The 26,361-nt window shown below is 71.8% G+C and carries 18 protein-coding genes and 1 pseudogene; 14 read left to right on the forward strand and 5 right to left on the reverse strand.

What is annotated here, in order from left to right; all coding sequences use genetic code 11:
* The first annotated feature begins 138 nt into the window (after window positions 1-138).
* The 4 genes from RBL05_RS00190 to ilvD all read left to right on the forward strand — a co-directional run bounded on the left by RBL05_RS00190 (window position 139) and on the right by ilvD (window position 7,257).
* Window positions 139-1,665: a pyridoxal phosphate-dependent decarboxylase family protein gene (locus tag RBL05_RS00190; protein ID WP_308741050.1), complete on the forward strand. Its 1,527-nt coding sequence runs from the start codon at window positions 139-141 to the stop codon at window positions 1,663-1,665.
* Window positions 1,662-2,987: a lysine N(6)-hydroxylase/L-ornithine N(5)-oxygenase family protein gene (locus tag RBL05_RS00195; RefSeq protein ID WP_318603932.1), complete on the forward strand. Its 1,326-nt coding sequence runs from the start codon at window positions 1,662-1,664 to the stop codon at window positions 2,985-2,987. The genes RBL05_RS00190 and RBL05_RS00195 overlap by 4 nt, the downstream gene beginning before the upstream one ends.
* A 32-nt stretch (window positions 2,988-3,019) precedes the next feature.
* Window positions 3,020-5,347, forward strand: a complete 2,328-nt coding sequence (locus tag RBL05_RS00200; RefSeq protein ID WP_308741049.1) for a GNAT family N-acetyltransferase — start codon at window positions 3,020-3,022, stop codon at window positions 5,345-5,347.
* Between the two features lie 77 nt (window positions 5,348-5,424).
* Window positions 5,425-7,257, forward strand: a complete 1,833-nt coding sequence (gene ilvD, locus RBL05_RS00205) for a dihydroxy-acid dehydratase (RefSeq protein ID WP_308741048.1) — start codon at window positions 5,425-5,427, stop codon at window positions 7,255-7,257.
* A gap of 64 nt (window positions 7,258-7,321) precedes the next feature.
* On the opposite strand, the gene RBL05_RS00210 is transcribed toward ilvD, so the two are convergent.
* From RBL05_RS00210 to nirB, 4 genes are all read right to left on the reverse strand, one after another.
* Window positions 7,322-7,708, reverse strand: a complete 387-nt coding sequence (locus tag RBL05_RS00210; RefSeq protein WP_308741047.1) for a hypothetical protein — start codon at window positions 7,706-7,708, stop codon at window positions 7,322-7,324.
* Between the two features lie 71 nt (window positions 7,709-7,779).
* A complete protein-coding gene (cobA, locus tag RBL05_RS00215) occupies window positions 7,780-9,330 on the reverse strand; it encodes a uroporphyrinogen-III C-methyltransferase (RefSeq protein ID WP_308741046.1) in 1,551 nt (516 codons plus the stop codon).
* Window positions 9,327-9,734, reverse strand: coding sequence for a nitrite reductase (NAD(P)H) small subunit (locus RBL05_RS00220; RefSeq protein WP_308741045.1), 408 nt, complete (start codon window positions 9,732-9,734; stop codon window positions 9,327-9,329). The genes cobA and RBL05_RS00220 overlap by 4 nt, the downstream gene beginning before the upstream one ends.
* Window positions 9,734-12,409 (reverse strand): nitrite reductase large subunit NirB, encoded by a 2,676-nt coding sequence (gene nirB, locus RBL05_RS00225; RefSeq protein ID WP_308741044.1) that lies wholly within the window; start codon window positions 12,407-12,409, stop codon window positions 9,734-9,736. The genes RBL05_RS00220 and nirB overlap by 1 nt, the downstream gene beginning before the upstream one ends.
* A gap of 431 nt (window positions 12,410-12,840) precedes the next feature.
* On the opposite strand from nirB, the gene RBL05_RS00230 reads away from it, so the two are divergent.
* From RBL05_RS00230 to RBL05_RS00275, 10 genes and pseudogenes are all read left to right on the forward strand, one after another.
* Window positions 12,841-14,598, forward strand: a complete 1,758-nt coding sequence (locus tag RBL05_RS00230; protein ID WP_308741043.1) for an acetolactate synthase large subunit — start codon at window positions 12,841-12,843, stop codon at window positions 14,596-14,598.
* 50 nt (window positions 14,599-14,648) lie between these two features.
* Window positions 14,649-15,164, forward strand: coding sequence for an acetolactate synthase small subunit (gene ilvN, locus RBL05_RS00235; RefSeq protein ID WP_062950522.1), 516 nt, complete (start codon window positions 14,649-14,651; stop codon window positions 15,162-15,164).
* 104 nt (window positions 15,165-15,268) lie between these two features.
* Window positions 15,269-16,300, forward strand: coding sequence for a ketol-acid reductoisomerase (ilvC, locus tag RBL05_RS00240; protein WP_308741042.1), 1,032 nt, complete (start codon window positions 15,269-15,271; stop codon window positions 16,298-16,300).
* 183 nt (window positions 16,301-16,483) lie between these two features.
* Entirely contained in the window at window positions 16,484-18,091 is a 1,608-nt protein-coding gene (gene serA / locus RBL05_RS00245; RefSeq protein WP_191458177.1) for a phosphoglycerate dehydrogenase, read from the forward strand.
* 31 nt (window positions 18,092-18,122) lie between these two features.
* Window positions 18,123-19,193, forward strand: coding sequence for a 3-isopropylmalate dehydrogenase (locus tag RBL05_RS00250; RefSeq protein ID WP_308741041.1), 1,071 nt, complete (start codon window positions 18,123-18,125; stop codon window positions 19,191-19,193).
* Between the two features lie 51 nt (window positions 19,194-19,244).
* Window positions 19,245-20,337, forward strand: a pseudogene (locus RBL05_RS00255) (branched-chain amino acid aminotransferase).
* Window positions 20,338-20,344: 7 nt separating this feature from the next.
* Window positions 20,345-21,985 (forward strand): citramalate synthase, encoded by a 1,641-nt coding sequence (cimA, locus tag RBL05_RS00260; protein WP_318603933.1) that lies wholly within the window; start codon window positions 20,345-20,347, stop codon window positions 21,983-21,985.
* A 9-nt stretch (window positions 21,986-21,994) separates the two neighbouring features.
* Entirely contained in the window at window positions 21,995-22,519 is a 525-nt protein-coding gene (locus tag RBL05_RS00265; protein WP_308741039.1) for a glycine cleavage system protein R, read from the forward strand.
* Between the two features lie 132 nt (window positions 22,520-22,651).
* Entirely contained in the window at window positions 22,652-22,936 is a 285-nt protein-coding gene (locus RBL05_RS00270) for a DUF6457 domain-containing protein (RefSeq protein ID WP_308741038.1), read from the forward strand.
* Between the two features lie 100 nt (window positions 22,937-23,036).
* The gene (locus RBL05_RS00275; RefSeq protein WP_308741037.1) at window positions 23,037-23,372 is read left to right on the forward strand and encodes a hypothetical protein; all 336 of its coding nucleotides are present in this window, start codon (window positions 23,037-23,039) and stop codon (window positions 23,370-23,372) included.
* A gap of 111 nt (window positions 23,373-23,483) precedes the next feature.
* Here the strand turns inward: RBL05_RS00275 and RBL05_RS00280 are convergent, their stop codons facing one another.
* Window positions 23,484-25,886: a DEAD/DEAH box helicase gene (locus RBL05_RS00280; RefSeq protein ID WP_318603934.1), complete on the reverse strand. Its 2,403-nt coding sequence runs from the start codon at window positions 25,884-25,886 to the stop codon at window positions 23,484-23,486.
* Window positions 25,887-26,361 lie beyond the last annotated feature (475 nt).

The following is a 26,361-nucleotide window of genomic DNA, read 5'->3' on the forward strand; positions in this document are numbered from 1 at the left end:
TTTTGCCCGATCCGGCGACATCGTGGCGCTTCTCATCCGGGCGGCTTCAGGGTTTGCGAAACGGCGCGCTTGCATATTTAGGGTAGGCAACCCTTACTGCGCAGGTCCGGATGGCCCGCGCCCCAGGAGGTCCTCCCCATGGCATCCCTCGCCACCCGCCCCGGCCCGGCCCCCGACGGGACCACCGCGGCGACGACCGGGCTGCTCACTGCCCGCACCGCCGACGCCTACCAGGAGCTGCTCGGCCAGGTCACCCGCGACGTCGCCGAGCGGCTCCGCACGGTGCGCGCCCCCTCCGTCGGCCCCGACCGCCGCCGGCTCGAGCAGCTCGTGGAGGACGTCGACCTCGACGGCCCGGGCGTGGGGGACGCCGCCGCCCTGACGGAGGCCGACTCCCTCTACGCGGGCAACGCCGTCTGGTTCCACCACCCCTCCTATCTCGCGCACCTCAACTGCCCCGTCGTGCTGCCCGCCGTCGCCGCCGAGGCGATGCTCGCCGCGATCAACACCTCCGTGGACACCTTTGACCAGTCCCTGGTCGCGACCCTGATGGAGCAGCGCCTGGTGCGGTGGACCGCCGAGCGGATCGGCTTCACGCAGGGCGACGGCGTGTTCACCTCCGGCGGCACCCAGTCCAACCTCCAGGCCCTCTTCCTCGCCCGTTCCCGCGCCGAGCGCGCGGCGGACGAGGACCGCGCCGCCCTGCTGCCCCGCCTGCGGGTCCTCGCGACCGAGGCCGCCCACTTCTCCGTCACCCGCTCCGCGAGGCTGCTCGGCCTGCGCGAGGACGCCGTCGTCGCCGTCCCCGCCGACGCCGCCGGACGCATGGACGCAGCCGCGCTGCGCGAGACCCTCTCCATCCTCGAGGCGGCCGGCGAGTTGCCCATGGCGATCGTCGCGACCGCCGGCACCACCGACCGCGGCCTCATCGACCCCCTGCCCGAGATCGCCGACGCCGCCCGAGACCACCGCGCCTGGCTCCACGTCGATGCCGCCTACGGCGGAGGCCTGCTCCTCTCCCGCACCCGACGCCACCTCCTGGACGGCATCGAGCACGCCGACTCGGTCACCGTCGACTACCACAAGACCTGCTTCCAGCCCGTCTCCTCGAGCGCCCTGATCGTGCGCGAGCGCGCGGACCTCGCCGCGACCGCGCACCATGCCGACTACCTCAACCCCGCCGCCGAGGCGGCCTCCGAGGACGCCGAGCCGAACCAGGTCGACAAGTCCCTCCAGACCACGCGCCGCTTCGACGCGCTGAAGCTGTGGACCACGCTGCGCTCGCTCGGACCGGACGCGATCGGGGACATGGTCGACGCCTGCTGCGACCTCGCCGTCGAGGTGCGCGAGCTGCTGGCCGAGGACCCCGACCTGCACGTGCTGGGCACCTCCGACCTCTCCACCGTCATCTTCCGCTTCCGCCCCGAGGGGCTCGACGACGCCCGCACCGACGCGCTGCAGCCCCTGATCCGTCGGATCCTGTTCCACTCCGGTCGCGCCATGGTCGCCCGCACCACCATCGACGGCACCCCCTGGCTGAAGCTCACCCTCCTGAACCCCGAGACCACGCTGCTGGATGTCGCCGCCGTGCTCGACCTCGTCCGCGCGACCGGCCGCGGCCTGCTCGCCGGCAGCCGCCTCGCCGCCGCGGAGGAGACCCGATGAGCACCCCCGCCCCGCAGCACGTCCACGACCTCGTCGGCATCGGCCTCGGCCCCTTCGGCCTGGGCCTCGCCGCGCTCGCCGGCCCGCTCGACGACCTCGACGCCGTCTTCGTCGACCAGGCGGGCGGCTTCTCCTGGCATCCCGGGATGATGCTCGAGGGCACCACCCTGCAGGTCCCCTTCCTCGCCGACCTCGTGACGATGGCGGATCCCACCTCTTCCTACTCGTTCCTCGCCTTCCTCAAGGCCACCGGGCGCCTCTACTCCTTCTACATCCGCGAGTCCTTCGCGCCGCTGCGCAGCGAGTACGACGCCTACTGCCGCTGGGTCGCCGAGCGGCTGGAGACCCTGCGCTGGCGCCGCCGCGCCCTCGCGATCGAGGAGGAGGGCGACCATCTGCTGGTCACTCTCGCCGTGCTCGACGCCCAGGGCGCCACCACGCGCTTCGAGCGGCTGCGCACCCGGCACGTCGCGCTCTGCCTCGGCACCGCCCCGCACCTCCCGCCCCCGCTCGAGGCGCTCGCGGGGGAGGGCGGCCCCGCCCCGGTCCTCCACAGCGCCGACTACCTCGCACGGAAGCAGGAGCTGCTGGAGGCGGGCTCCGTCACCGTCGTCGGCAGCGGACAGTCCGCCGCCGAGGTCTACCGCGACCTGCTCGCCGCTGCCGCCCCGCGCGGCACCAGGGTGGACTGGGTGACCCGCTCGGAGCGGTTCTTCCCGATGGAGTACACCAAGCTCACCCTCGAGATGACCTCCCCGGAGTACACCGACCTGCACCGCGCGCTGCCCGAGGACGTCCGCGACGGTCTCTCCCGCACCCAGCGCGCCCTGCACAAGGGAATCAGCGCGGACCTGATCGACGAGATCCACGAGCTGCTCTACGGCCTCACCGCCGGCGGGCGCGAGCTCCCCTCGCGCCTGCTCACCGCCACCGCCGTCACCGGTGCCCAGACGGACGGCGACGAAATCGTCCTGGACCTCGCCCACTCCCTCACGGGGGAGACGGCCGAGCACCGCACCGGCGCCGTGGTCGCCGCGACCGGGTACCGCCCTCGCGACGCCGATCTCCTCGCCCCGCTCGGCGACCGGGTCCGACGGGACGCATCGGGCCGCCTCGACATCGCCCGCGACTACACGGTCGACGAGCCGGGCCGTCTCCACGTGCTCGGCACCGAGGAGCACACCCACGGCGTGACGGCCCCGGACCTCGGCTTCGGCGCCTGGCGCGCCTCCGTGGTGCTCGCCGCCGTGCTGGGCCGCGAGCCCTACCCGATCGAGCGAGCGATCGCCTTCCAGACCTTCGGCCTGCCGGCCGCGCACTGACCGCCGGCCGCGCACAGACCAGGGGAACCACGATGGACCTGACCTTCACCCCGCTGGACCCCGCCGCCCACGACGAGCTGCTGCACGGCTGGCTCACCACCGACCGCGCCCGCTTCTGGGGCATGACCGCGCACAGTCCCGCCCAGGTGCGCGCCTATCTCGAGCGCGTCGACGCCTCCGCCGACGAGCAGGGCTGGATCGGCTCCCGCGACGGGACCCCGCTCGTCTACGTCGAGACCTACGACCCCGCCCGCCTCCTCCCTGCCGGGCTGCTCGATCCCGAGCCCGGCGACCTCGGCATGCACCTGCTGATCGCCCCGCCCGCCGGCGAGCCTGAGCACGGGCTCACCGCCGCGGTGATCGGGGAGGTGGTCTCCTGGTGTCTGCACGAGCGAGGCGCCGCCCGTCTGGTCGTCGAGCCCGACGCGCGCAATCGTGCCGTGCTCGCCAAGAACGCCGCGGCCGGCTTCCGAGTGCTCCGCCACGTGGAGATCCCCGACGGGGAGGGCACCAAGCACGCCGCGCTCAGCGTCTGCACCCGCGCCGACTTCGCCGCCTCGCCGCTGGGCCCCGGCGCCACGCCCACCGCCCATCTCCGCCCCGACATCGCCGAGCAGGCCCACCGCCACCTGATCGCCAAGGCGCTCGCCGAGCTCTCCCACGAGCGCGTCCTCGCCCCCGAACCGCGCGGCGAGGGGGCCTGGGAGCTCGCCGTCCCCGGCACCGATATCCGCTACCGCTTCACCGCCCGGGTGCTGCCGCTCGAGCACTGGCTCGTCGACCCCGCCTCGATCACCCGCGTCGAGGACGGCACTCCCACCCCGCGGGACGTGCAGGTCCTCGTGGCCGAGCTGCAGGACCTCCTCGGCATCCCGGACGATCTCCTCGCCACCTATCTCGAGGAGCTCGCCTCCACCCTCGCCGCCCGCTGCGCGACCCTCGATGCGGCGAGCCGCGGCGAGCGGCCGTCGGCCGAGGAGCTCCTGGACGCAGACCTCCCACGGATCGAGGCGGCGATGACCGAGGGGCATCCCGGCTTCCTCGCCAATAACGGCCGCATCGGCTTCTCCCTGCCCGACTACCGCGCCTTCGCCCCCGAGCAGGGCCGCACCACCCGCCTGGAATGGGTCGCGGTGCGGCGCGAGCACGGCCACCTCGCCCTCGGCGAGGGCCTCACCGAGGAGGACCACGCCGCCTGGTCGCTGTCGGCGGAGGAGCGCGCAGCCTTCGCCGCACGGCTCACGGACCGCGGCCTCGACCCCACGGGATACCCGCTGATGCCGCTGCACCCCTGGCAGGCCGGCCACCGCCTGCCGATCACCTTCGCACCCGACATCGCCCGCGGCGACCTCGTCCCCCTCGGCGTCGGCGGCGACGAGATGCAGCCCCAGCAGTCCCTGCGCACCTTCTACAACCGCACCCGCGAGGGTGCCCCCTACGTCAAGGTCGCCCTCGCGATCCAGAACATGGGCTTGCTGCGCGGCCTGTCCCCGCACTACATGCGCGACACCCCCGCCATCAACGACTGGCTCGCCGCACTCGTCGCCGGCGATGCGGAGTTCTCGGACCAGGGCTTCCGCGTGCTGCGCGAGCGCGCCGCGATCGGGTACACGGGCGACGCCTACCATCGCACCCGCACCACGAACCCGCACCGCAAGATGCTCGCCGCGCTCTGGCGCGAGAACCCGGTCGCGCAGCTCGCACCGGGGGAGCGGGCCTTCACCATGGCGGCGCTGCTGCACCGCGACCACGAGGGCCGCTCCGTCGCCGCGACGATGCAGCGCGCCTCCGGCCTGCCGCCCGAGCAGTGGCTCGCCGGATACCTGCGCGCCTATCTCCGATCGCTGGTCCACCTGCTGCTCGCCCACGACGTGGTGGTCATGCCCCACGGCGAGAACCTCATCCTGCGTGTACGGGAGCAGCAGGTGATCGGCGCGTTTTACAAGGACATCGGCGAGGAGATGGCTGTGGTGGGCCACCGACCGCTGCCGGAGGACATGGAGCGGGTGCGGGCCGTGGTGCCGGGGGAGGAGAAGACGCTGTCGATCTTCACCGACGTCTTCGACGGGGTGCTGCGCCACCTCGCCGGGATCCTCGACGCCGACGGGATCCTGCCCGCCGACCGGTTCTGGGGCCAGGTCGCGAGCGTGCTCGACGAGTACGAGTCGGGCCACCCCGACCTCGCCCGCGGCCTCGCCGGCGATGTGGACCTCCGCGCCGGGTCCTTCGCCCACTCCTGCCTGAACCGTCTCCAGCTGCGCAACACCCTGCAGATGGTCGACCTCGGCGACCAGGCCTCCTCGCTGCTGTACGCCGGGAGGATGGACAACCCCGTCGCCCGGATCGGTGCGCCCGTCTGAGGGGTGACCAGTGTGATCCCCGTCCGGTGTCCGGATGGTGACACCGCCATCTCGCATGGCGGCGTAGCATGACGGGCATGGCTCAGCTCCGTTCCCGCACCTCGACCCACGGCCGCAACATGGCAGGCGCCCGCGCCCTCTGGCGCGCCACCGGCATGAAGAGCGGCGACTTCGGCAAGCCGATCATCGCGATCGCGAACTCGTACACGCAGTTCGTCCCCGGCCACGTCCACCTCAAGAACATGGGTGACCTGGTCGCGAGCGCGGTCGAGGAGGCCGGCGGCGTCTCCAAGGAGTTCAACACCATCGCCGTCGACGACGGCATCGCCATGGGCCACGGCGGCATGCTCTACTCGCTGCCGAGCCGCGACCTCATCGCCGACTCGATCGAGTACATGGTCAACGCCCACACCGCCGACGCGCTGGTGTGCATCTCGAACTGCGACAAGATCACCCCCGGCCACCTCTTGGCCGCGATGCGCCTGAACATCCCGGTCGTCTTCGTCTCCGGCGGCCCCTCCGAGTCCGGCAAGCCCGTCGAGGGCGTCACCGAGAACCGGATCGACCTGGTCGATGCGATGTCGCTGTCCGCGAACGACTCGATCACCGACGCGCAGCTCGCCGAGGTGGAGGAGAACGCCTGCCCCACCTGCGGCTCCTGCTCGGGCATGTTCACCGCGAACTCGATGAACTGCCTCACCGAGGTGCTGGGCCTGTCCCTGCCCGGCAACGGCACCACCCTCGCCACCCACGCCTTCCGCAAGGAGCTCTTCCTCGAGGCGGGGCGGAAGATCGTCGAGCTCGCCAGGCGCTACTACGAGGAGGACGACGAGTCGGTCCTGCCCCGGTCGATCGCGACCAAGGCCGCGTTCTCCAACGCGATGGCCATGGACGTGGCGATGGGCGGATCGACCAACACGATCCTCCACATCCTCGCCGTCGCGATCGAGGCCGGCGTCGACTTCGGCCTCGACGACATCGACCGCATCTCCCGCTCCGTGCCGACGCTGTCGAAGGTCGCCCCCAACGGCACCGCCCACGTCGAGGACGTCCACCGCGCCGGCGGCATCCCCGCGATCCTCGGCGAGCTGGACCGGGCCGGGCTGCTGGACCACACCGTCCACACCGTCCACTCCCCGGACCTCACCAGCTGGCTGGCCGAGTGGGACGTGCGCGGCGGCAAGGCCTCGAAGAAGGCCGAGGCCCTCTTCCACGCCGCCCCCGGCGGGGTGCGCACCACCCAGGCCTTCTCCACCACGAACACCTGGGACGAGCTCGACCTCGACGGCGAGAACGGTGTGGTCCGCGCCGTCCCCCACGCCCACACCAAGGACGGCGGCCTCGCCGTGCTCAAGGGCAACCTCGCCCGCGACGGCGCCGTGTTCAAGACCGCCGGCGTCACCGAGGACCTCTTCCACTTCGAGGGCACCGCGGTGGTCTGCGACTCCCAGGAGGAGGCGGTCCAGAAGATCCTGGACAAGACCGTCAAGGCCGGCGACGTGGTGGTCATCCGCTACGAGGGCCCCAAGGGCGGCCCCGGCATGCAGGAGATGCTCTACCCCACCTCCTTCCTCAAGGGACGGGGCCTCGGGAAGACCTGCGCGCTGATCACCGACGGCCGCTTCTCCGGCGGCACCAGCGGCGTCTCCATCGGCCACATCTCCCCGGAAGCGGCCGAGGGCGGGCTCATCGGCCTCATCGAGGACGGCGACAGGATCATCATCGACGTAGACAAGCGCCTGCTCGAGCTCGACGTTCCCGAGGACGAGCTGGCCCGTCGCCGTGAGAACAAGGGCGCCCTGCCCTGGCGGCCGGAGAACCGCGACCGCAAGGTCTCCCAGGCCCTGAAGGTCTACGCCCACCTCGCCCGGTCCGCGACCTACGGCGCGACCCGCCGCCCGCTGGACTGACACCGGGTCGATACGGAACGGCCGCCGCCCTGGCTCAGGGCGGCGGCCTTTCTGCGTCGGGCCGTCAGGAGGCACAGCTCAAGGCGTCGCGGAACTCCTGCAGCGCCTCCGGCGACTGATCGATGTCCGCCCAGATGCCGGGCGGGAGGATCCCGAGCTCGACGACGTCGTAGTCGTCCGGATCGTTCGACTGGGTGCAGGCGGCAGCGACGATCCAGTCGTCGAGGGCCTTGGACGCTCCGTCGGATGCCGCCCCGCCCTCGGCCACGCTCGAGAGGTCGATGGTGGCACTTCCGTCGTAGGCCTCCATGGCCTGCGTGTGGGCGGCGTCCAGGGTCATCCCGACCAGGGAGTCGGGATCGACTTCGGGATCCGAGCCCGAAGAGGTGCAGGCGGCCGCGCCGACGAGCAGCGCGGCCGCCGCACAAGCAGTGCGGAGCCGGGTGAGCATGGCGGGATCATAAGCCGTGACCCGCCGCACAGGGGAGAGGAGGCGATCTGCCCACGACCGCCTCCTCGTCCTCACGCCCCGAGCGCGGCCTCGTAGCGCTCCAGCGCGATCTCGGCGACGAGCGGATGATCGCCGAGCGGGGCGGTGACCACGTCGGCCCCCGACGCGGCGACCAGGTCGTGGAAATGACCGGGGGCGAGCACATAGCTCGCCACCACCACGCGTGCGTCGTCGGCGAGGCCCTCCCGCGCCGCGGCGACGGCGTCCGCGACCGTCGGCGTCGCGGCATACGCGTAGCCGGGGCTCACCTCCCGGCCGAGGCGCTCGGAGAGCAGGCGGGCCATCTCCTCGACCTGCGCGACGCCCTCGGGATCCCTGGTGCCGGAGCCCGCCATCACCACCGCGTCGCCGTCGCGCAGGCCCGCCTCGGCGAGGCGCTGCGCCATCACCTCCGCGAGCCGCGGGTCCGGGCCGAGCGGCGCGGCGGCGGCCGCAGCACGACCGGCGACCGCCCCGCCGATGTCGTCCTTCACGTGATAGCCGAGCGAGAGCAGCAGCGGCACCACGACCGCCTCGACCGCCTCGCCCTCCCGGGTGCGGGCCTCGGCAGGCCGGGCATGGGCGGCGACCACCGCGGCCACGTCCGGTGACTGCACGTCCACGAACGCCTCCCGCACCGCGCCCGGCGCCTGCGCGGCGATCCGGCGCAGCAGGGCGCGCAGCACGTCCCGCCCCTCCCGCGAGCGGGTGCCGTGGGAGCAGCCGATCAGCACCGGGGCGGGGGAGCGGTCTGGAGCGGGACCGCCCTCCGGCAGATCGACGGCCTCACGGCCCGAGCCGTGCTCCGGGGCCTCCGCCGCTGAGGCCGGCTCCTCCGGGCGGAGGAAGCCCTCCGCCGCGGTCCGGCCCACCACGATCACCGCCGGATGCCCGATCCCGGCGTCGGCGACGACCTGCTCGATGTCCGCGAGGGTGCCGCGCACCTGACGCTGGCCCGGCAGGGTCGCCTCCTGCACCACCGCGACCGGGGTCGCGGGATCGATCCCGTTCAGCAGCGCCTGGGCGACCAGCCGCGGCAGCCACTCCACCCCCATCATCAGCACGGTCGTGGTCCCCGGATCGGCGAGCGCCGCGAGATCCGCGGGGCCCAGGTCGCCGTGGGCGTTGACCACGTGCACGGCGACCGCGGTGCCGCGATGGGTGACGGGCACGTCCCCGGCCGCCGGACCGGCCAGCGCCGAGGTCACCCCGGGCACCACCTGCACGTCGATGCCCGCCGCGCGGCAGGCGAGGACCTCCTCGCCGCCGCGGCCCAGCACGAACGGGTCCCCGCCCTTCAGCCGCACCACGCGCCGTCCCTCGCGGGCGATCGCGACGAGCAGCGCGCCGATGTCGTCCTGCCGCATGGAGTGCGCGCCGGGCCGCTTGCCCACGTCGATCACCTCGACGCCGGCGCCCAGCTCGTCCAGCAGTGCGCGCGGCCCGAGCCGGTCGGCGACCACCACGTCGGCCTGGCGCAGCAGGTCCAGGCCCCGCACCGTGATCAGGTCCCAGGCGCCGGGGCCGCCGCCCACGAGGGCGACGGCCCCGGGCTCGAGGCGGGCGCCGGTCAGGCCGCTCACGCCTCCCCGCCCGTGCCGGGGCGCGGCGCGGCGGAGACGTGCACGTGCCCGCCCCGCACCTCGACGTCGAACACCGCGATCGGCAGCCTCTCCCCGCCGCCGGAGTCGAGCACCGCGCCGGTGTCGAGATCCCAGCTCTGCTTGTACATGGGGGAGGAGAGGGTCGGGACGATCCGTCCCTCCGCCTCGCCCTCGACCGTGAGCAGATGGGTGCCCACCAGGCCGCGGGAGAGGATGTTCGAGCGGGAGTAGGGGTCGTGCTGCTGCACGGCGCGCACGCTCCCGTCGTCCAGCAGGAACACCGCGATCTGGGTGCCGTCCGGAAGGAGCGCCGCGGCGCCCCGCTCCGGGGTCAGCGCGCCGAGCGGGCAGATCGGCACGAGGGCGTCGGCGGGGGCGGTCATCACTGGTCCTCCTGCGAGATGTGGGCGGCGCCGGCGAGGGCGTGCTCCTTCGCCGCGAGCGGGGTCGGGAAGGTGGTCTCCGGGGCGTCCTCCGGCCGGGCCGGGCGCACCTGCTCGCGCTCGAGCACGTAGCGCAGCGTCTTGTCGTGCAGGTCCGGGGCGTTGATGAAGGACACGAACTTCGCGCGCCGCTCCGGATCGTGCACCGCCTCGGCCCACTCGTCGACGTAGGTGTCGGTGTGGCGCTGCATGGCGGCCTCGAGCTCCTCGCCGATGCCGAGGGAGTCCTCGACGATCACGCGCCGCAGCTCGTCGATGCCGCCGGGGTACTCCTCGACCCAGCGCGCGGTGCGCTGGAGCTTGTCCGCCTCGCGGATGTAGAGGATGAGGAAGCGGTCGATGCAGCGCTGCAGGGTCTCGTCGTCGAGGTCCTCGACGAGCAGCTGAGCATGGGCGGGCTGGGCGCCGCCGTTCCCGCCCACGTACAGGTTCCAGCCGCGGTGCGTGGCGATCACGCCGACGTCCTTCGCCTGCGCCTCCGCGCACTCGCGGGCGCACCCCGAGACGCCGATCTTGATCTTGTGCGGGGAGCGCAGCCCGCGATAGCGGCGTTCGAGGTGCGAGGCCATCGCGGTCGAGTCGCCCACGCCGTAGCGGCACCAGTTGGTGCCCAGGCAGCTCTTCACCATCCGCAGCGACTTGCCGTAGGCGTGGCCGGACTCGAAGCCGGCCTCGACCAGGCGCTCCCAGATCTCCGGCAGCTGCTCGAGCCGGGCCCCGAACATGCCGATCCGCTGGGCGCCGTTGACCTTCACGTACAGGCCGTAGTCCTTCGCCACCTGCGCGAAGACGAGCAGCTTCTCGGGGGTGACCTCGCCGGCGGGCATCGCGGGAATCACCGAGTAGGTGCCGTCCTTCTGGATGTTCGCCATGACGTGGTCGTTGGTGTCCTGCAGCGAGCCGAGCTGACGGCCCACCGGGCTGTGACGCTTGCCGGAGAGGGCGCCGAGCGAGGACAGGATCGAGGCGACCGTGGGGCGGCAGACCGCACAGCCGCGGCCCGCGCCGGTGCCGTGCGCGGCGACGACCTCGGTGAAGGTCTCCTGGCCGCCCTCCTCGACGAGCCTGTACAGCTCGGCGCGGGAGTGGTCGAAGTGCTCGCACAGTGCGCGGGAGACCTCGATGCCGCTCTTGGCCAGCTCCTGGTTCAGCAGCTTCGTCAGCGACGGGACGCAGGAGCCGCACACGGTGCCGGCGGTGGTGCACTCCTTGATCGCGCCGACCGTGTGGCAGCCCTGCTCATTGACAGCGTGGCGGACGGTGCCGGCGGAGACGTTGTTGCACGAGCAGATCACCGCGTCGTCCGGCATCTCCGCGCCCGCGAGCGCATCGCCCGCGCCCTCCGGCGCGATCACTGCGGAGGGGTCGGCGCCGAGGGCCCGCCCGGTCATCGGACGCAGCTGCGAGTACAGCGCGATGTCGCCGACGAACACGCCGCCGAGCAGGGTCGTCGCGTCGTCGCTCATCACGAGCTTGCGGTACTGGCGGTGCACCGGGTCGACGAAGGAGACCTCGAGCGCGTCGGGGGTCATGGCGTTGACGTCGCCGAAGGCGGCGGCGTCCACGCCTACGCCCTTGAGCTTCGTGCCGTCCTCGCCCCGCTGGTGGGTGCGGGTGCCGCCGAGGAAACGGTCGGCGACCACGTCGGCCATGTCGTTGCCGGGTGCGATCAGGCCCGCGCACACCCCGTCGAAGGAGGCGCACTCGCCGATCGCCCAGATGTCCGGGTCGGAGGTCTGGCAGCTCTCTCCCACCACGATGCCGCCGCGCTCGCCGACGGCGAGGCCGGCCTCGCGGCCGATCCGGTCGCGGGGGCGGATGCCGGTGGAGAAGACGACGACGTCCGCGGGCAGCTCGCTGCCGTCGGTGAGCTCCGCGGTGCCGATAGCGCCGTCCTCGGCGGGACGGAAGGCGGTTGCGCCCACGCCGGTGCGCACCGCGATGCCCTTGTCCTGGATGAGCAGGCGCAGCATCTCGCCGCCGCCGTCGTCGAGCTGGACGGCCATCAGTCGGTCCGCGAACTCGACCACGGTGGAGTGCGCGCCGAGGTCCTGCAGCGCGGCCGCGGCCTCGAGGCCGAGCACGCCGCCGCCGACGACGACGCCGCGGACCTCGCGGCCCAGCGCCTCGCCGCGCTCGGCGACCCAGGCGGCGAGGGACTCGGCGTCGTCGACCGTGCGATAGCTGAAGGAGCCGGGCAGGTCCTTGCCCTCGGCGCGGGGCGCCCAGGCCCAGGAGCCCGTGGCGAGCACGAGCCGGTCGTACTCGTGCAGGGTGCCGGAGGCGCAGGTGACGGTGTGCGCGGAGCGGTCCAGGCTCTCGGCGGCGTCGCCCGTGACCAGCGTGATCCGCGGGTCGGCCCAGACCCCGGTGTCCAGGGCGAGCATCTCGGCGCGGCGGTGGCCGAACCAGTCCGAGAGGTGCACGCGATCGTAGGGATGCTGGGTCTCCTCGCCGATGACGGTGAGGGTCCAGTCGCCGGTGGGGTCCTGGGACTGCATCCGGGCCGCGAAGCGGTGCCCTGTCATGCCTCCGCCGATCACGACGATGCGGGTGCCGGACGGCATCGGCGTCCCGGCGGCGGGGGCGAGGGGGGAATGGCCGGTGGCGTTCATGGCTCTGCGCACGGTCCTCTCTGGAGCGGGTGACCTCGTCCCTACCGTAAGCAGGACCGGACGCCGTGCGCAGGACTTTCGTCGCTCCGTCGGGCCTCGGGGCGGGGTCCCTCAGGACTTTCCACCTTGGCCTCGCGAAGCGCGTCGCGCCCCCGCCGCCGCGACGGCTGCCCGCGGGGTCTCGCGATCCGGACAGGTGGCCCCGGCCACGCCCCGGGGCCTATGGTGGGCGCATGCAGACGATTCTTCTCGTAGTTCCCGAGCGCGGCTGACGCCCACTCGTCGCTTCGAGACGTCATCCGCGCCCCTCCCCGAGCCCCAGGCGGAGGGGCTTTTTCGTGCCCGGCCCGCGGGACGGCGCGACGGGAAGGACGGGGAGCATGTTCCACTCACCGCCACCGCCCACCGTCCGAGACGACGAAGGAGTTCCGATGACCGGACAGCAGATGACCGGCGCGCAGGCGCTGGTCGAGTCCCTCGAGCATGCCGGGGCAGAGGTCGTCTTCGGCCTTCCCGGCGGCGCGATCCTGCCCACCTACGACCCGCTGATGGACGCGAAGAAGCTCCGTCACGTGCTGGTCCGCCACGAGCAGGGTGCCGGCCACGCCGCTTCCGGCTACGCCCACGCGACCGGCAAGGTCGGCGTGTGCCTGGCGACCTCCGGCCCGGGTGCCACCAACCTCATCACCGCGATCGCCGACGCCCAGATGGACTCGATCCCGCTGGTCGCGATCACCGGCCAGGTCGGCTCGATGTTCATCGGCACCGACGCCTTCCAGGAGGCGGACATCGTGGGCATGACGATGCCGGTGACCAAGCACAACTTCCTGGTCAAGGACGCCGCGGAGATCCCGAAGGTGATCAAGCAGGCCTTCCACATCGCCTCGACCGGCCGGCCCGGCGCGGTGCTGGTGGACGTCACCAAGGACGCCCAGCAGGACATGATGGAGTTCGTCTGGCCCGAGACCCTGGACCTGCCCGGCTACCGCCCGGAGCCGCGTCCGCACGGCAAGCAGATCCGCGAGGCGGTGCGCCTCATGCTCGAGGCGAAGCGCCCGGTGTTCCTGCTCGGCGGCGGCGTGCTGCGCGGCAGCGCCACCGATGAGGTGCGCGAACTCGTGGACGCCTCCGGCATCCCCTTCACCACCACCCTGATGGCGCGCGGCGCACTGCCGGACTCCCACCCGAGCCACCTCGGGATGCCCGGCATGCACGGCACCGTCGCCGCGGTCTCGGCCCTGCAGCGCGCGGACCTGCTGATCAACATCGGCGCCCGTTTCGACGACCGGGTCACCGGCCGCCTGGACTCCTTCGCCCCCGGTGCGAAGATCATCCACGCGGACATCGACCCGGCCGAGATCTCGAAGAACCTCGTCGCCGACGTGCCGATCGTCGGCCAGGCCGGGCAGGTCGCCAAGGCTCTCACCGAGGAGCTCCGCGCCCGCCTGGCCGAGTCCGACCCTCGTGACTACGAGGGCTGGTGGGGCACGCTGGACATGCTGCGGGAGAACTACCCGCTGGGCTGGACCGCGACCGAGGACGGCTTCACCGCCCCGCAGAAGGTCATCTCCCGCATCGGCGCGATCTCCGGGCCCGATTCGATCTACGTCGCGGGCGTGGGCCAGCACCAGATGTGGTCGGCCCAGTTCGTCCAGTACGAGAACCCGCGCACCTGGATCAACTCCGGGGGCCTGGGCACCATGGGCTACTCGGTGCCCGCGGCGATGGGCGCCAAGGTGGGCATGCCGGAGAAGACGGTGTGGTCCATCGACGGCGACGGCTGTTTCCAGATGACGAACCAGGAGCTCGCCACCTGCGTGATCAACGAGATCCCGATCAAGGTCGCCGTCATCAACAACAGCTCGCTGGGCATGGTGCGCCAGTGGCAGAACCTGTTCTACGACCAGCGCTACTCGAACACCGAGCTGAACACCGGCCACGGCTCGCGCCGCATCCCCGACTTCGTCAAGCTCGCCGACGCCTACGGCTGCGCGGGCCTGCGCTGCGAGCGGGACGAGGACATCGACGACACCATCCGCCAGGCGATGGAGATCAACGACCGCCCCGTGGTCGTGGACTTCACCGTCAGCGCCGACGCGATGGTGTGGCCGATGGTGCCGGCCGGCGTCTCCAACGACGAGATCCAGATCGCCCAGGGCATGAGCCCCGAGTGGGAGAGGGACATCTGAGCATGACCACCAACCAGCAGCAGGCCCCGACCGGGACCCCCGACTACGTCATGTCGCCGAACAGCCAGACCCTCTCGGTGCTGGTGGAGAACAAGCCCGGTGCGCTCACCCGCGTCACCGCCCTGTTCTCCCGTCGCGGCTACAACATCTCCTCGCTCGCGGTGGGACCCACCGAGCATCCGGAGATCTCCCGCATCACGGTCGTCGTCGACGTCGAGCAGCACCGGCTCGAGCAGATCACCAAGCAGCTCAACAAGCTCGTCAACGTGCTCAAGATCGTCCAGTTCGACCCCCGCCAGACGGTCCAGCGCGAGCTGATCCTCATCAAGGTCACCGCCGACAGCTCCACCCGCACCCCGGTGCTGGAGATCGTGCAGATGTTCCGCGCGAAGGTCGTCGACGCCGCCTCGGACTCCGTGACGATCGAGGCGACCGGCACGCAGGACAAGCTCACCGCCCTCCTCGGCATGCTCGAGGAGTTCGGGATCCGCGAGATCGTGAAGTCGGGCGAGGTCGCGATCGGGCGCGGCGGTCGGGCGATCACCGACCGCGCGCTGCTGTCCTGATCCCCGCCACGCCGACCGAATAGCAAGACCGTTTCTCATATCGCAGGACGAGGGGCGATACGATCGCCTCGACGCCATAGAGCCAACCATCGAAGGAGCACAACGTGGCTGAGATCTTTTACGACGACAACGCCGACCTGTCCATCATCCAGGGCAAGAAGGTCGCGGTCGTCGGCTTCGGCTCGCAGGGCCACGCCCACGCGCTGAACCTGCGCGACAGCGGTGTCGAGGTCCGCGTGGGCCTGCGCGAGGGCTCGAAGTCCGCCGCAAAGGCCCAGGAGGAGGGTCTGACCGTCGGGACCGTCGCCGAGGTCGCCGAGTGGGCGGATCTGATCATGATCCTCACCCCCGACCAGGACCAGCGGAAGGTCTTCGCGGACTCGATCAAGCCCCACCTCTCCGAGGGCAAGGCGATCGCCTTCGCGCACGGCTTCAACATCCGCTTCGGCTACATCGAGGTCCCCGAGGGCGTCGACGTGCTGCTGATCGCCCCGAAGGCCCCCGGCCACACCGTGCGCCGCGAGTTCGCCGCCGGCCGCGGCATCCCGGACATCGTCGCCGTCGAGCAGGACGCGACCGGCTCCGCCTGGGACCTCGCCCTGTCCTACGCCAAGGGCATCGGCGGCACCCGCGCCGGCGTCATCAAGACCACCTTCACCGAGGAGACCGAGACCGACCTCTTCGGCGAGCAGGCCGTGCTGTGCGGCGGCATGAGCCACCTCGTCCAGGCCGGCTTCGAGACCCTCACCGACGCCGGCTACCAGCCGGAGATCGCCTACTTCGAGGTCCTCCACGAGCTCAAGCTGATCGTCGACCTCATGAACGAGGGCGGCATCGCCAAGCAGCGCTGGTCGATCTCCGACACCGCCGAGTACGGCGACTACGTCTCCGGCCCGCGCGTGGTCACCGACCAGACGAAGGCCGACATGAAGGCGATCCTCGCCGACATCCAGTCCGGCGCCTTCGCCAAGCGCTTCATCGACGACCAGGACAACGGCGCCGAGGAGTTCAAGAAGCTCCGCGCCGCCGAGGCCGAGCACCCGATCGAGAAGGTCGGCAAGGACCTGCGCAAGATGTTCTCCTGGAGCGCGCAGTCCATCGACTCGGACTACGTCGAGGGCAGCGCCGCGCGCTGACCCACCCGGTCCCGAGACGGCGGCGGGAGCACCCACGAGGTGCTTCCGCCGCCGTCCTTCGTGCAAGGGTCTCGCATCCTGACCCGCGTTCCCGCATGGCGGACACGCGACTACGCTGTCCCCTGAAACCCGTCGCACCCGAGGAAGTGAGCGACGACCACCATCCGTACCGGAGGAGATTCCGTGACGCGTCCTGTCGTGCTCATCGCTGAGGAGCTGTCGCCCGCCACCGTCGAGGTGCTGGGCCCCGACGTCGAGGTCCGCAGCGTGGACGGCACCGACCGTCCCGCGCTGCTCGCCGCAGTGGCGGAGGCCGATGCCCTCCTGGTCCGCTCCGCCACCCAGGTCGACGCGGAGGTGTACGCCGCGGCCCCGAAGCTGCGCGTCGTCGCCCGCGCCGGCGTGGGCCTGGACAACGTCGACGTCCCCGGCGCCACCACCGCGGGCGTCATGGTCATCAACGCCCCGACCTCCAACATCGTCTCCGCCGCGGAGCTCGCGATCGCGCTGATCCTCGCCTCGCTGCGCAATCTCGGCCGCGCCGACTCCTCCGTGAAGGCCGGCCGCTGGGAGCGCAAGCAGCTCACCGGGGTGGAGCTGCTGGAGAAGACCGTCGGCGTGGTGGGCTTCGGCCGCATCGGCCAGCTCGTCGCCGAGCGCCTGCGCCCCTTCGGCGTGACTCTCCTGGCCTACGACCCCTACGTCAACCATGCCCGCGCCGCCGAGCTCGGCGCCCGCGTCGTCGAGCTCGACGAGCTGATGCGCGAGGCCGACGTGCTCACCGTCCACATGCCCAAGACCCCTGAGACCACGGGCCTGATCGGCGCCGAGGAGTTCGCGCTCGCGAAGCCGAACCTCCACGTCGTCAACGCCGCCCGCGGCGGCCTGATCGACGAGGAGGCGCTGTACACCGCGCTGAGCACCGGACAGATCGCCGGGGCCGGCCTGGACGTGTACTCCTCCGAGCCGCCCGCGAAGAGCGAGACCGCCGCGAAGCTGCTCGAGCTCGAGAACATCACCCTCACCCCGCACCTCGGTGCCTCCACCGCCGAGGCGCAGGAGAAGGCCGGCGTGGCGGTGGCGAAGTCCGTGCGCCTGGCGCTCGCGGGCGAGCTGGTCCCCGACGCGGTCAACGTCGCCGGCGGCGCGATCGACGACCTGGTCCGCCCGGGCGTCGCCCTGTCGGACCGGCTCGGCCAGCTCTTCACCGCCCTGGCCGGCGAGGCCCCCGAGGTGCTCGACATCGAGGTCCACGGCGAGATCGCCTCCCGCGATGTCACCGCGCTGAAGCTCTCCGCCCTGCGCGGCATGTTCCGCTCCGTGGTCACCGAGCAGGTCAGCTACGTCAACGCCCCCGTCCTCGCCGAGGAGCGCGGCATCGCCGTCAACCTCGTCACCGACGAGACCACCGAGCGCTTCCGCAACGTCATCACCCTGCGCGGCACGCTGCGCGGCGGCGACGTCGTGGCCGTCTCCGGCACGCTCAGCGGCGTGGACCAGGAGCACAAGCTCATCGACGTCTTCGGCCATGCGCTCGACGTGCCGCTGAGCGACCACCTGCTGATCCTGCGCTACTCGGACGGGCCCGGCCTGATCGGCAAGTACGGCGCCCTCCTCGGTGAGGCCGGCATCAACATCGCCGGCATGCAGGTCTCTCGCGTCCGCCGCGCCCAGGGCGCCGAGGCCCTCGTGGTCCTCGACCTCGACGAGTCCGTCTCCCGCGAGTTCGCCGAGGAGCTGGGCGCCGCCATCGACGCGCGCTCGATCCACGCCGTCGACCTCGTCTACTGATCCCACCCCCTCCTCAGGAGCAGCACCAGCCATGAGCACCACCCCCGCCCCGAGCACCCTGGACCTCGCCGTCATCGAGGGCGACGGCATCGGCAAGGAGGTCGTCCCCCAGGGCCTGCGCGCCCTCGAGGCCGCCCTCGAGCCCGCCGGCGTCGCGGTCCGCACCACGGACTACGACCTCGGGGCGGGGCGCTGGCACCGGACGGGGGAGACCCTGACCGACGAGGACATGGCGGCGCTCGCGAAGCACGACGCGATCCTGCTCGGCGCCGTCGGCGACCCCGGCGTGCCCTCCGGTGTGCTCGAGCGGGGCCTGCTGCTGAAACTCCGCTTCGGCTTCGACCACTTCGTGAACCTGCGCCCCACCCGCCTGTTCCCGGGCGTCTCCACCCCGCTGGCCGAGCCGGGCGAGGTCGACTTCCTCGTCGTGCGCGAGGGCACCGAGGGCCCCTACGTCGGCAACGGCGGCTCCATGCGCACCGGCACCCCCCTCGAGGTCGCCACCGAGGTCTCCCTGAACACCGCCGTCGGCGTCGAGCGCGTGGTCCGCTACGCCTTCGAGCAGGCCGAGGCGCGCCGGGGGAAGCTCACCCTCGTGCACAAGCACAACGTGCTCGTCCACGCCGGGCACCTGTGGCGCCGGATCGTCGAGGAGGTCGGCGCCGAGCACCCGGGCGTCGAGGTCGACTACGCCCACGTCGACGCGATGATGATCTACCTGGTCCAGGACCCCTCCCGCTTCGACGTCATCGTCACCGACAACCTCTTCGGCGACATCGTCACCGACCTCGCCGGCGCCATCGGCGGCGGAATCGGCCTCGCGGCGAGCGGGAACGTCAACCCCACCGGCGCCTTCCCCTCGATGTTCGAGCCCGTGCACGGCTCCGCCCCCGACATCGCCGGCCAGGACAAGGCCGACCCCACCGCGACCGTGCTCTCGGTCGCGCTGCTGCTGGACCACCTCGGCCACATCGAGCCCGCCGCCGCGGTCCGCGCCGCGGTCGAGAACGACCTGGCGGCCCGCGCAGCGGATGCGTCGCTCGCCTCCCGCGGCACCGCCCGCATCGGCGACGACCTCGTCGCCGCGATCACCGGGCGCTGAGAGCCCGCACCTGACACACTGACCCTGCCGAACCCCGCCGAGGAGATCCCCGTGAGCGCACTCGCCTTCCCCCAGACCAGCACCACCCGTCGCGTGGGCGACGACGAGCGCGCCAGCATCCTCGCCGCCCCCGGCTTCGGCCAGCACTACACCGACTTCATGGCCCGCGCCCGCTGGACGGCCGAGGGCGGCTGGGGCCAGGACGAGGTCGTGCCCTACGGCCCGCTCGAGCTCTCGCCCGCCTCCGCCGTCCTGCACTACGGCCAGGAGATCTTCGAGGGTCTCAAGGCGTTCCGCCACGCCGACGGCTCGGTGTGGACCTTCCGCCCCGAGGCGAACGCCGAGCGCATGCAGCGCTCCGCCCGGCGCCTCGCCCTGCCCGAGCTGCCGGTGGAGGACTTCCTGACCTCGCTGAAGGCCGTCGTCGCGGCCGACGAGCCGTGGGTGCCCGAGGCGACCAGCGAGGAGTCCCTCTACCTGCGACCCTTCATGTTCGCCAGCGAGGAGTTCCTCGGGGTGCGGGCCGCGCACGAGGTGGACTACTACGTCATCGCCTCCCCGGCCGGTCCCTACTTCCCCCGCGGCGTCCAGCCGCTGGTCGTGTGGATCACCGACGAGTACGCCCGCGCCGGCGCCGGCGGCACCGGCGCTGCGAAGTGCGGCGGCAACTACGCCTCCTCGCTGCTGGGCAAGCGGGAGGCCGCGGAGAACGGCGCCGACGAGGTGCTCTTTCTCGATTCCGAGACCCACACCTCGATCGACGAGCTCTCCGGCATGAACGTCGTCGCTATCACGAAGGACGGCCGCCTGCTCACCCCGTCGCTGACCGGCTCGATCCTCGAGGGCGTCACCCGGTTGTCGATCCTGCGCCTCGCGGAGGACCGAGGCCTCGAGGTCCACGAGCAGAAGCTCGTGATCGAGCGAGGTCGAGCAGCAGCTCGAGTCCGGCGAGATCACCGAGATGTTCGCCTGCGGCACCGCCGCCGTCATCAACCCCATCGGCGAGTTCCGCTCGAGGAAGGGTTCCTGGACCGTCGGCGACGGCGGCTCGGGCGAGGTCACCCTGGCGCTGCGCAAGGAGCTCACCGACATCCAGTACGGCCGGATCCCGGACCGTCACGGCTGGCTGACCCGGCTGGTGTGAGCGGGACATGACCACTCCCACGATCGAGGCCTTCCACCTCTACGACACCACCCTGCGCGACGGCTCCCAGCAGGAGGGGCTCACCCTCTCGGTGACCGACAAGCTCGCCGTCGCCCGCCATCTCGACGACCTCGGCGTGACCTACATCGAGGGCGGCTGGCCGGGCGCCGTCCCGCGGGACACGGAGTTCTTCGCCCGCGCGGCGACCGAGCTCGAGCTGTCCACGGCGCGTCTGGCCGCCTTCGGCGCGACCCGCAAGGCGGGCGTCGACGTCACCGAGGACCAGCAGGTGCGTGCGCTCGTCGACTCCGGTGCGCCGACGATCACCCTGGTCGCGAAGTCCGATCTCCGCCACGTCACCGGTGCGCTGCGCACCACCGCCGAGGAGAACCTCGCGATGGTCCGCGACACGGTCGCGCACCTCGTCGGCCTCGGCCGCGAGGTGTTCGTCGACGCGGAGCACTTCTTCGACGGCTTCCTCCACGACCCCGACTACACGACCTCCGTGCTGGTGGCCGCGCACGAGGCCGGCGCCGCGGTGCTGGTGCTGTGCGACACCAACGGCGGCATGCTCCCGCACCAGGTCACCGAGATCATCGAGGACCTGCGCTCCCGTCTCGAGTCTGCCGGTGCGGGCGAGGCCCGGCTCGGCGCCCACACCCACAACGACACCGGCTGCGCGGTCGCGAACGCGATCAGCGCCGTCCGGGCTGGGATCACCCACGTCCAGGGCTGCGTGAACGGCTACGGGGAGCGCACCGGCAACGCCGACCTGATCACGCTCCTCGCCGACCTCCAGCTGAAGATGGGCATGGACCTGGTGCCCGAGGAGACCCTCGCCGAGGCCACCCGGATCTCCCACGCGATCGGCGAGATCGTGAACATGCCCGTCAGCCCCCGCGCCCCCTACGTCGGGGCGAGCGCCTTCGCGCACAAGGCCGGGCTGCACGCGAGCGCGATCCGGGTGGACCCGGACCTGTACCAGCACACCGATCCGCGTGCCGTCGGCAATGACATGCGCATGATCATCTCCGACATGGCCGGCCGCGCCTCGATCGAGCTCAAGGGCCGCGAGCTCGGCTTCGAGCTCGCCGGCGAGCCGGAGCTCCTCTCGCGACTCGCCCGGACCGTGAAGCAGCGCGAGGCGGAGGGCTACTCCTACGAGGCGGCCGACGCCTCCTTCGAGCTGCTCCTGCTGGACGAGCTAGGCCGCGTGCCGAGCTACTCCTCGGTCGAGTCCTGGCGGGCCACCTCCCAGCTGGGCCGCGACGGAACCCTCGAGACCGAGGCGACCGTGAAGCTGCGGGCCGACGGCGGGGGAGAGCGGGAGCGGAAGGTCACGATCGCCGAGGGCAACGGCCCCGTCAACGCCCTGGACCTCGCCCTGCGCGAGGCGCTGCGGGAGCGGCACCCGGAGGTCGACGAGTTCGAGCTGCGGGACTTCAAGGTCCGGATCCTCGACTCCCAGCACGGCACCGACGCGACCACGCGGGTGCTCGTGCGCACCTCGGGCCGGGGCCTGGAGTTCCAGACCGTGGGCGTGGGTCCGAACGTCATCGAGGCCTCCTGGGAGGCGGTCTTCGACGCGTACACCTACGGGCTCTACAAGTCCGGTGTTCCGGGGGCCTTCCAGGCCGGGGAGCGCTAGTGTGACCCCATGACGACCTACGTGCTCACCGCCATCGGGGACGACCGACCGGGCCTCGTCGCCGCCCTCGCCGCCGCCGTCGACGAGCACGGCGGCAGCTGGGTGGACAGCCAGCTCGCGCTGCTGGCCGGGAAGTTCGCCGGCATCGTGCAGGTGGATCTTCCCGACGAGGCGGTCCAGGACTTCCTCTCCGCGCTCGAGGGCCTCGAGGCCGAGGTCGGGCTCGAGGTGGAGGCCGCCGTCGCCGAGCAGACCGCTCCGCCCGGTCCCGCCCGCGCCCTCCGCCTGCACCTGCTGGGCCAGGACCGCACCGGCATGGTCCGCGAGGTCACCACGGCGCTGCGCTCGCAGGGCGCGACCATCGACGGACTGCGCTCCTGGACCCGTGAGGCGCCCGAGGGCGGCGGCATGCTCTTCGAGGCCGAGGCCGAGCTGCGCCTCCCGACCGAGTCCGACGAAGCCGACGTGCGCGAGGCGCTCGAGACGATCGCCGCGGAGCTGATGGTGGACCTGGAGCTCGACGCCCCGGAATGAGCCCGTGAGGGCCCGATGCTGGCGAATTCCGTGACCTTCGGGTCGCTACCTGACCCGTCCCTGCATCGTCTACCGGAGCAAGGACCCGCGCCGCGAGTCCGAGCGCCGCGGCTGGGAGAAGGTGGACTTCTGATGGCGGCGAGAGAATCGGTGACGCTGCAGAGCGACTGGGAGACGACGCTGCTGCCGTGGATGCGGGAGATCGCCGCGCACCTCGAGGTGGGCGGCGTGGACCTCGACGTGGACCGGGTCCACGTGATGACGGGAGTGGTCGCCGACGGGGTGCAGCGCTCGATGGCGCCGATCTCCGCGTTCCTCGTCGGCGCCGCGGTCGCGCGCGGCGCCGGGCTCGAGGAGTCCTGCGCGGCGGTCGAGTCGCTCACCCGGGAGAGGGCGCGGCGGCGCCGGCCCGGATGACACGGATGTCACCCCTTGTGATTGCGTTCACAGACGGTAGTCTGGTATCTGCGGTCTCCCCCATCCAGCCGCCCCCGTCGCCACCGAGAGGACCTGTCCGGTGATCAGCTTCCGTCCTTCGTCGTCCAAGAACACCCTTCACGCCGGTCGTGCGGCGAGGTTCGCCGCCGGCCTCATGCTCGCCGGCGCGCTCGGCGTCGCCGGTGCCGGCGCCGCCGGCGCCATTGAGGCCAATCCGCAGAAGATCGAGGCCAACCCCCAGGCCGCGGTCTCCGTGCAGAAGATCGAGACCAACCCGCAGAAGCGGATCGAGACCAACCCGCTCAAGCGGATCGAGACCAATCCGCAGAAGATCGAGACGAACCCTCTGATCGAGACCAACCCGCAGATCGAGACCAACCCGCAGAAGCGGATCGAGACGAACCCGCAGTACTGATCGACCCCGCTGCAGGTCGCTGCTGACGACGACGGCCGATGCCCCGCACGGGGCATCGGCCGTCGTCGTTTCGCGTCGTCGTCCTCGGGCGGCGCGCCCGGGCGGGGGCCCTCATCGGTCCGCGATGTCGCCGACGTGGGTGATCGTGAGCACCGGCTCGCCGGCCTCGTCGGTCGCCTCCAGGTCGAGCTCCGCCTCGATCGCCCAGTCGTGGTTCCCCTCCGGGTCGTCGAGCACCTGCCGGATCCGCCACAGCCGGGACTCCTCGGTGATCTGCAGCAGCTGCGGGGAGCGGGCGGGGCCGTCGATGCCGACCTCGTCATAGGTGTCGTAGTAGGCGTCCATCGCCTCCGCCCAGCGCTTCCGGTCCCAGCCGGAGGCGCCGTCGAGCTCGGCGAGCCGCTCCTCGCGCTCGAAGGCGAAGTGCTCCACGCGCTGCCACATGGCGGCCCGCACCATCGTGCGCAGCACCTTCGTCTGGGCGGAGAGGCCGCGGGGGCTCGTCGGCCGGATCTCCGAGACCCCGTCCTCGAGATCCTCAGGATGGGTCAGCGCCTCCCACTCGTCCAGCAGCGAGGAGTCGATCCCGCGCACCAGCACCCCGAGCCACTCGATCATGTCCTCGAGCTCTTCGGTGCGCAGGTCCTGCGGAACCGTGCGCCGCATCGCCTGGTAGGCGTCGGAGAGATAGCGCAGCACGATCCCCTCGGAGCGCTGCAGTCCGTAGCGCTGGACGAACTCGCTGAAGGTCTGCCCGGTCTCGTAGATCTCGCGCACCACGGACTTGGGGGAGAGGTCCTCGGCCCGCACCCAGGGCCGGCTGCGGGCGTAGATCTCGAGCGCGGCCTCGAGGTCCTCCTCGAGCGGCTTCGGCCAGGTCACCTCGTCCAGGCGGGCCATCCGCTCGGTGTACTCGACCCCGTCGGCCTTGAGCTCGGCGAGCAGCTCGCTCCGGGCGGCGTTCTGCTGGGCGAGCAGGATCTGGCGTGGGTCCTCGAGGATCGCCTCGAGGATCGAGACGGTGTCCAGGGTGAGGGTCTCGGAGTCCTCGTCCAGCGAGTCGATCATCGCGATCGCGAAGGGGGCCAGCGGCTGGTTCATCGTGAAGTCGAGCTGGAGGTCCTCGACCAGGGAGAAGCGACGCCCCAGATGGTCCACCTCCTGGAGCACCTCGATGATCTCCGCGTCCCGCAGGCCGCGGAAGATCTCCACCGCCTCGCGCACCAGCTTCAGCTTCTGGGCGCGGGTCTGATGGCTGGTCATGATCAGGTGGCGCCCGGCGGCGACCGCATCGCCCGGCCGCGCGATCAGCGCGAGCACCATCGAGGCGGTGATCCGCAGGTGCGGGCGCAGCGCCTCGGGCGGGTTCTCGACGAGCTTGGTGAGGTTCTCCTCGGACCAGCTCACCGCACCCTCGGGGATGCGGGGCTTCGGCTCCTTCTTGCGCTTCTTCGCGCTGTTTGGGGCCTTGCCGGCCTCCTCCCGGGCGCGCTGCTTGGCGCGCTCGCGCTCGAATTCGATGGTCCACGTCGGCGCCTGCACCACGACGTGACCGACGGTGTCGTAGCCGGCGCGTCCCGCCCGCCCGGCGATCTGGTGGAACTCGCGGGCGTTCAGCAGTCGCATCCGCTTGCCGTCGAACTTCGCCAGCCCCGTCAGCAGCACGGTGCGGATCGGCACGTTGATGCCCACGCCGAGGGTGTCGGTGCCGCAGATGATCTTCAGCAGACCGGACTGGGCGAGCTTCTCCACCAGGCGCCGGTACTTCGGGAGCATGCCGGCGTGGTGCACGCCGATGCCCTCGCGCACCAGACGGGAGAGGATCTGCCCGAAGCCCTTGGAGAAGCGGAAGTCACCGATCAGCTCGCGGACCCGCTCCTTCTCCTCGGCGCTGAGGATCTTCCCGCCCTGCAGCGCCTGCGCCTGCTCGAGGGCCTCCTTCTGGGTGAAGTGAACGATGTACACCGGGGCGTCGCGGTCCTCGAGGATCGTCGTGATCGTCTCCGGCAGCGGTGTGAGCGACCAGCGGAAGTCCAGCGGCACGGGCCGCGGCGCATCGGCCACCACCGTCACGGCGCGCTCGGTGCGCTCCTCGAGGTCCTCCACGAAGAAGGAGACGTCCCCGAGGGTCGCGCTCATCAGCACGAACTGGCAGCGGGGCAGCTCCACGAGCGGCACCTGCCAGGCCCAACCGCGCTGCGAGTCGCCGTAGAAGTGGAACTCGTCCATCACCGCGAGCCCCACCTCTGAGCCGGGGCCGTCGCGAAGCGCGTGGTTGGCGAAGATCTCGGCGGTGCACACGATGATCGGCGCATCGTGGTTCACCGCGGAGTCGCCGGTCATCATGCCCACGTTCTCGGCGCCGAACTGCGCGACGAGGTCGAAGAACTTCTCGCTCACCAGCGCCTTGATGGGGGCGGTGTAGTACGAGCGCTCACCGCGGGCCATCGCGGCGAAGATCGCGGCGTAGGCGATCGTGGTCTTGCCCGAGCCGGTGGGTGTCGCGGCGATCACGTGGTCCCCGGCCGCGATCGCGAGCAGCGCCTCCTCCTGGTGGGGGTAGAGGGTGCGACCGACCGATTCCTGCGCGGAGACGAACCCGTCGACGATGGCGTCCTGAGCGTTCTCAGCGGTGCGCGGGGAGGAAGGGCGTCAGGCTCGGCATGGCCCCAGTCTGCCAGGGCGCCCCGCAGGCGGACGGCGCTACGCTCGACGCGCCCGCCCCGCCGACGGAAGGACGACGATGCCTGCACGACGCTCCGATGACCCCTCCCTCACCGATGCCGAGAAGCGCGGCGAGGGCGCGCGGGAGCACTGGGACGAGACCGCCCGCGCCGCTGCCCGCCCCACCCCGCTCCAGCGATCGTTACCGGATCGTGACAATGCGGGGGAGGGTGATCCTGACGCCCCGTCGGCCGGCGCCCCTGGATCGGCCGCGGCCTGCGAGGACGGCGACGAGCCTCGGGGAGCTTCCAGTGGTCAGGAAACT

It is taken from the genome of Brachybacterium sp. GU-2 (assembly GCF_030866705.2).
Classification (GTDB): domain Bacteria; phylum Actinomycetota; class Actinomycetes; order Actinomycetales; family Dermabacteraceae; genus Brachybacterium; species Brachybacterium conglomeratum.

Excerpts from the sequence above, each read along its gene's own strand:
- RBL05_RS00220 (WP_308741045.1), bottom strand. The coding sequence starts at position 9,734 with ATGACCGCCCCCGCCGACGCCCTCGTGCCGATCTGCCCGCTCGGCGCG.
- RBL05_RS00250 (WP_308741041.1), top strand. The coding sequence starts at position 18,123 with ATGAGCACCACCCCCGCCCCGAGCACCCTGGACCTCGCCGTCATCGAG.
- cimA (WP_318603933.1), top strand. The coding sequence starts at position 20,345 with ATGACCACTCCCACGATCGAGGCCTTCCACCTCTACGACACCACCCTG.
- RBL05_RS00210 (WP_308741047.1), bottom strand. The coding sequence starts at position 7,708 with ATGCTCACCCGGCTCCGCACTGCTTGTGCGGCGGCCGCGCTGCTCGTC.
- RBL05_RS00265 (WP_308741039.1), top strand. The coding sequence starts at position 21,995 with ATGACGACCTACGTGCTCACCGCCATCGGGGACGACCGACCGGGCCTC.
- RBL05_RS00230 (WP_308741043.1), top strand. The coding sequence starts at position 12,841 with ATGACCGGACAGCAGATGACCGGCGCGCAGGCGCTGGTCGAGTCCCTC.
- RBL05_RS00195 (WP_318603932.1), top strand. The coding sequence starts at position 1,662 with ATGAGCACCCCCGCCCCGCAGCACGTCCACGACCTCGTCGGCATCGGC.
- ilvN (WP_062950522.1), top strand. The coding sequence starts at position 14,649 with ATGTCGCCGAACAGCCAGACCCTCTCGGTGCTGGTGGAGAACAAGCCC.
- RBL05_RS00270 (WP_308741038.1), top strand. The coding sequence starts at position 22,652 with ATGGCGGCGAGAGAATCGGTGACGCTGCAGAGCGACTGGGAGACGACG.
- RBL05_RS00190 (WP_308741050.1), top strand. The coding sequence starts at position 139 with ATGGCATCCCTCGCCACCCGCCCCGGCCCGGCCCCCGACGGGACCACC.
- RBL05_RS00200 (WP_308741049.1), top strand. The coding sequence starts at position 3,020 with ATGGACCTGACCTTCACCCCGCTGGACCCCGCCGCCCACGACGAGCTG.
- nirB (WP_308741044.1), bottom strand. The coding sequence starts at position 12,409 with ATGAACGCCACCGGCCATTCCCCCCTCGCCCCCGCCGCCGGGACGCCG.
- ilvD (WP_308741048.1), top strand. The coding sequence starts at position 5,425 with ATGGCTCAGCTCCGTTCCCGCACCTCGACCCACGGCCGCAACATGGCA.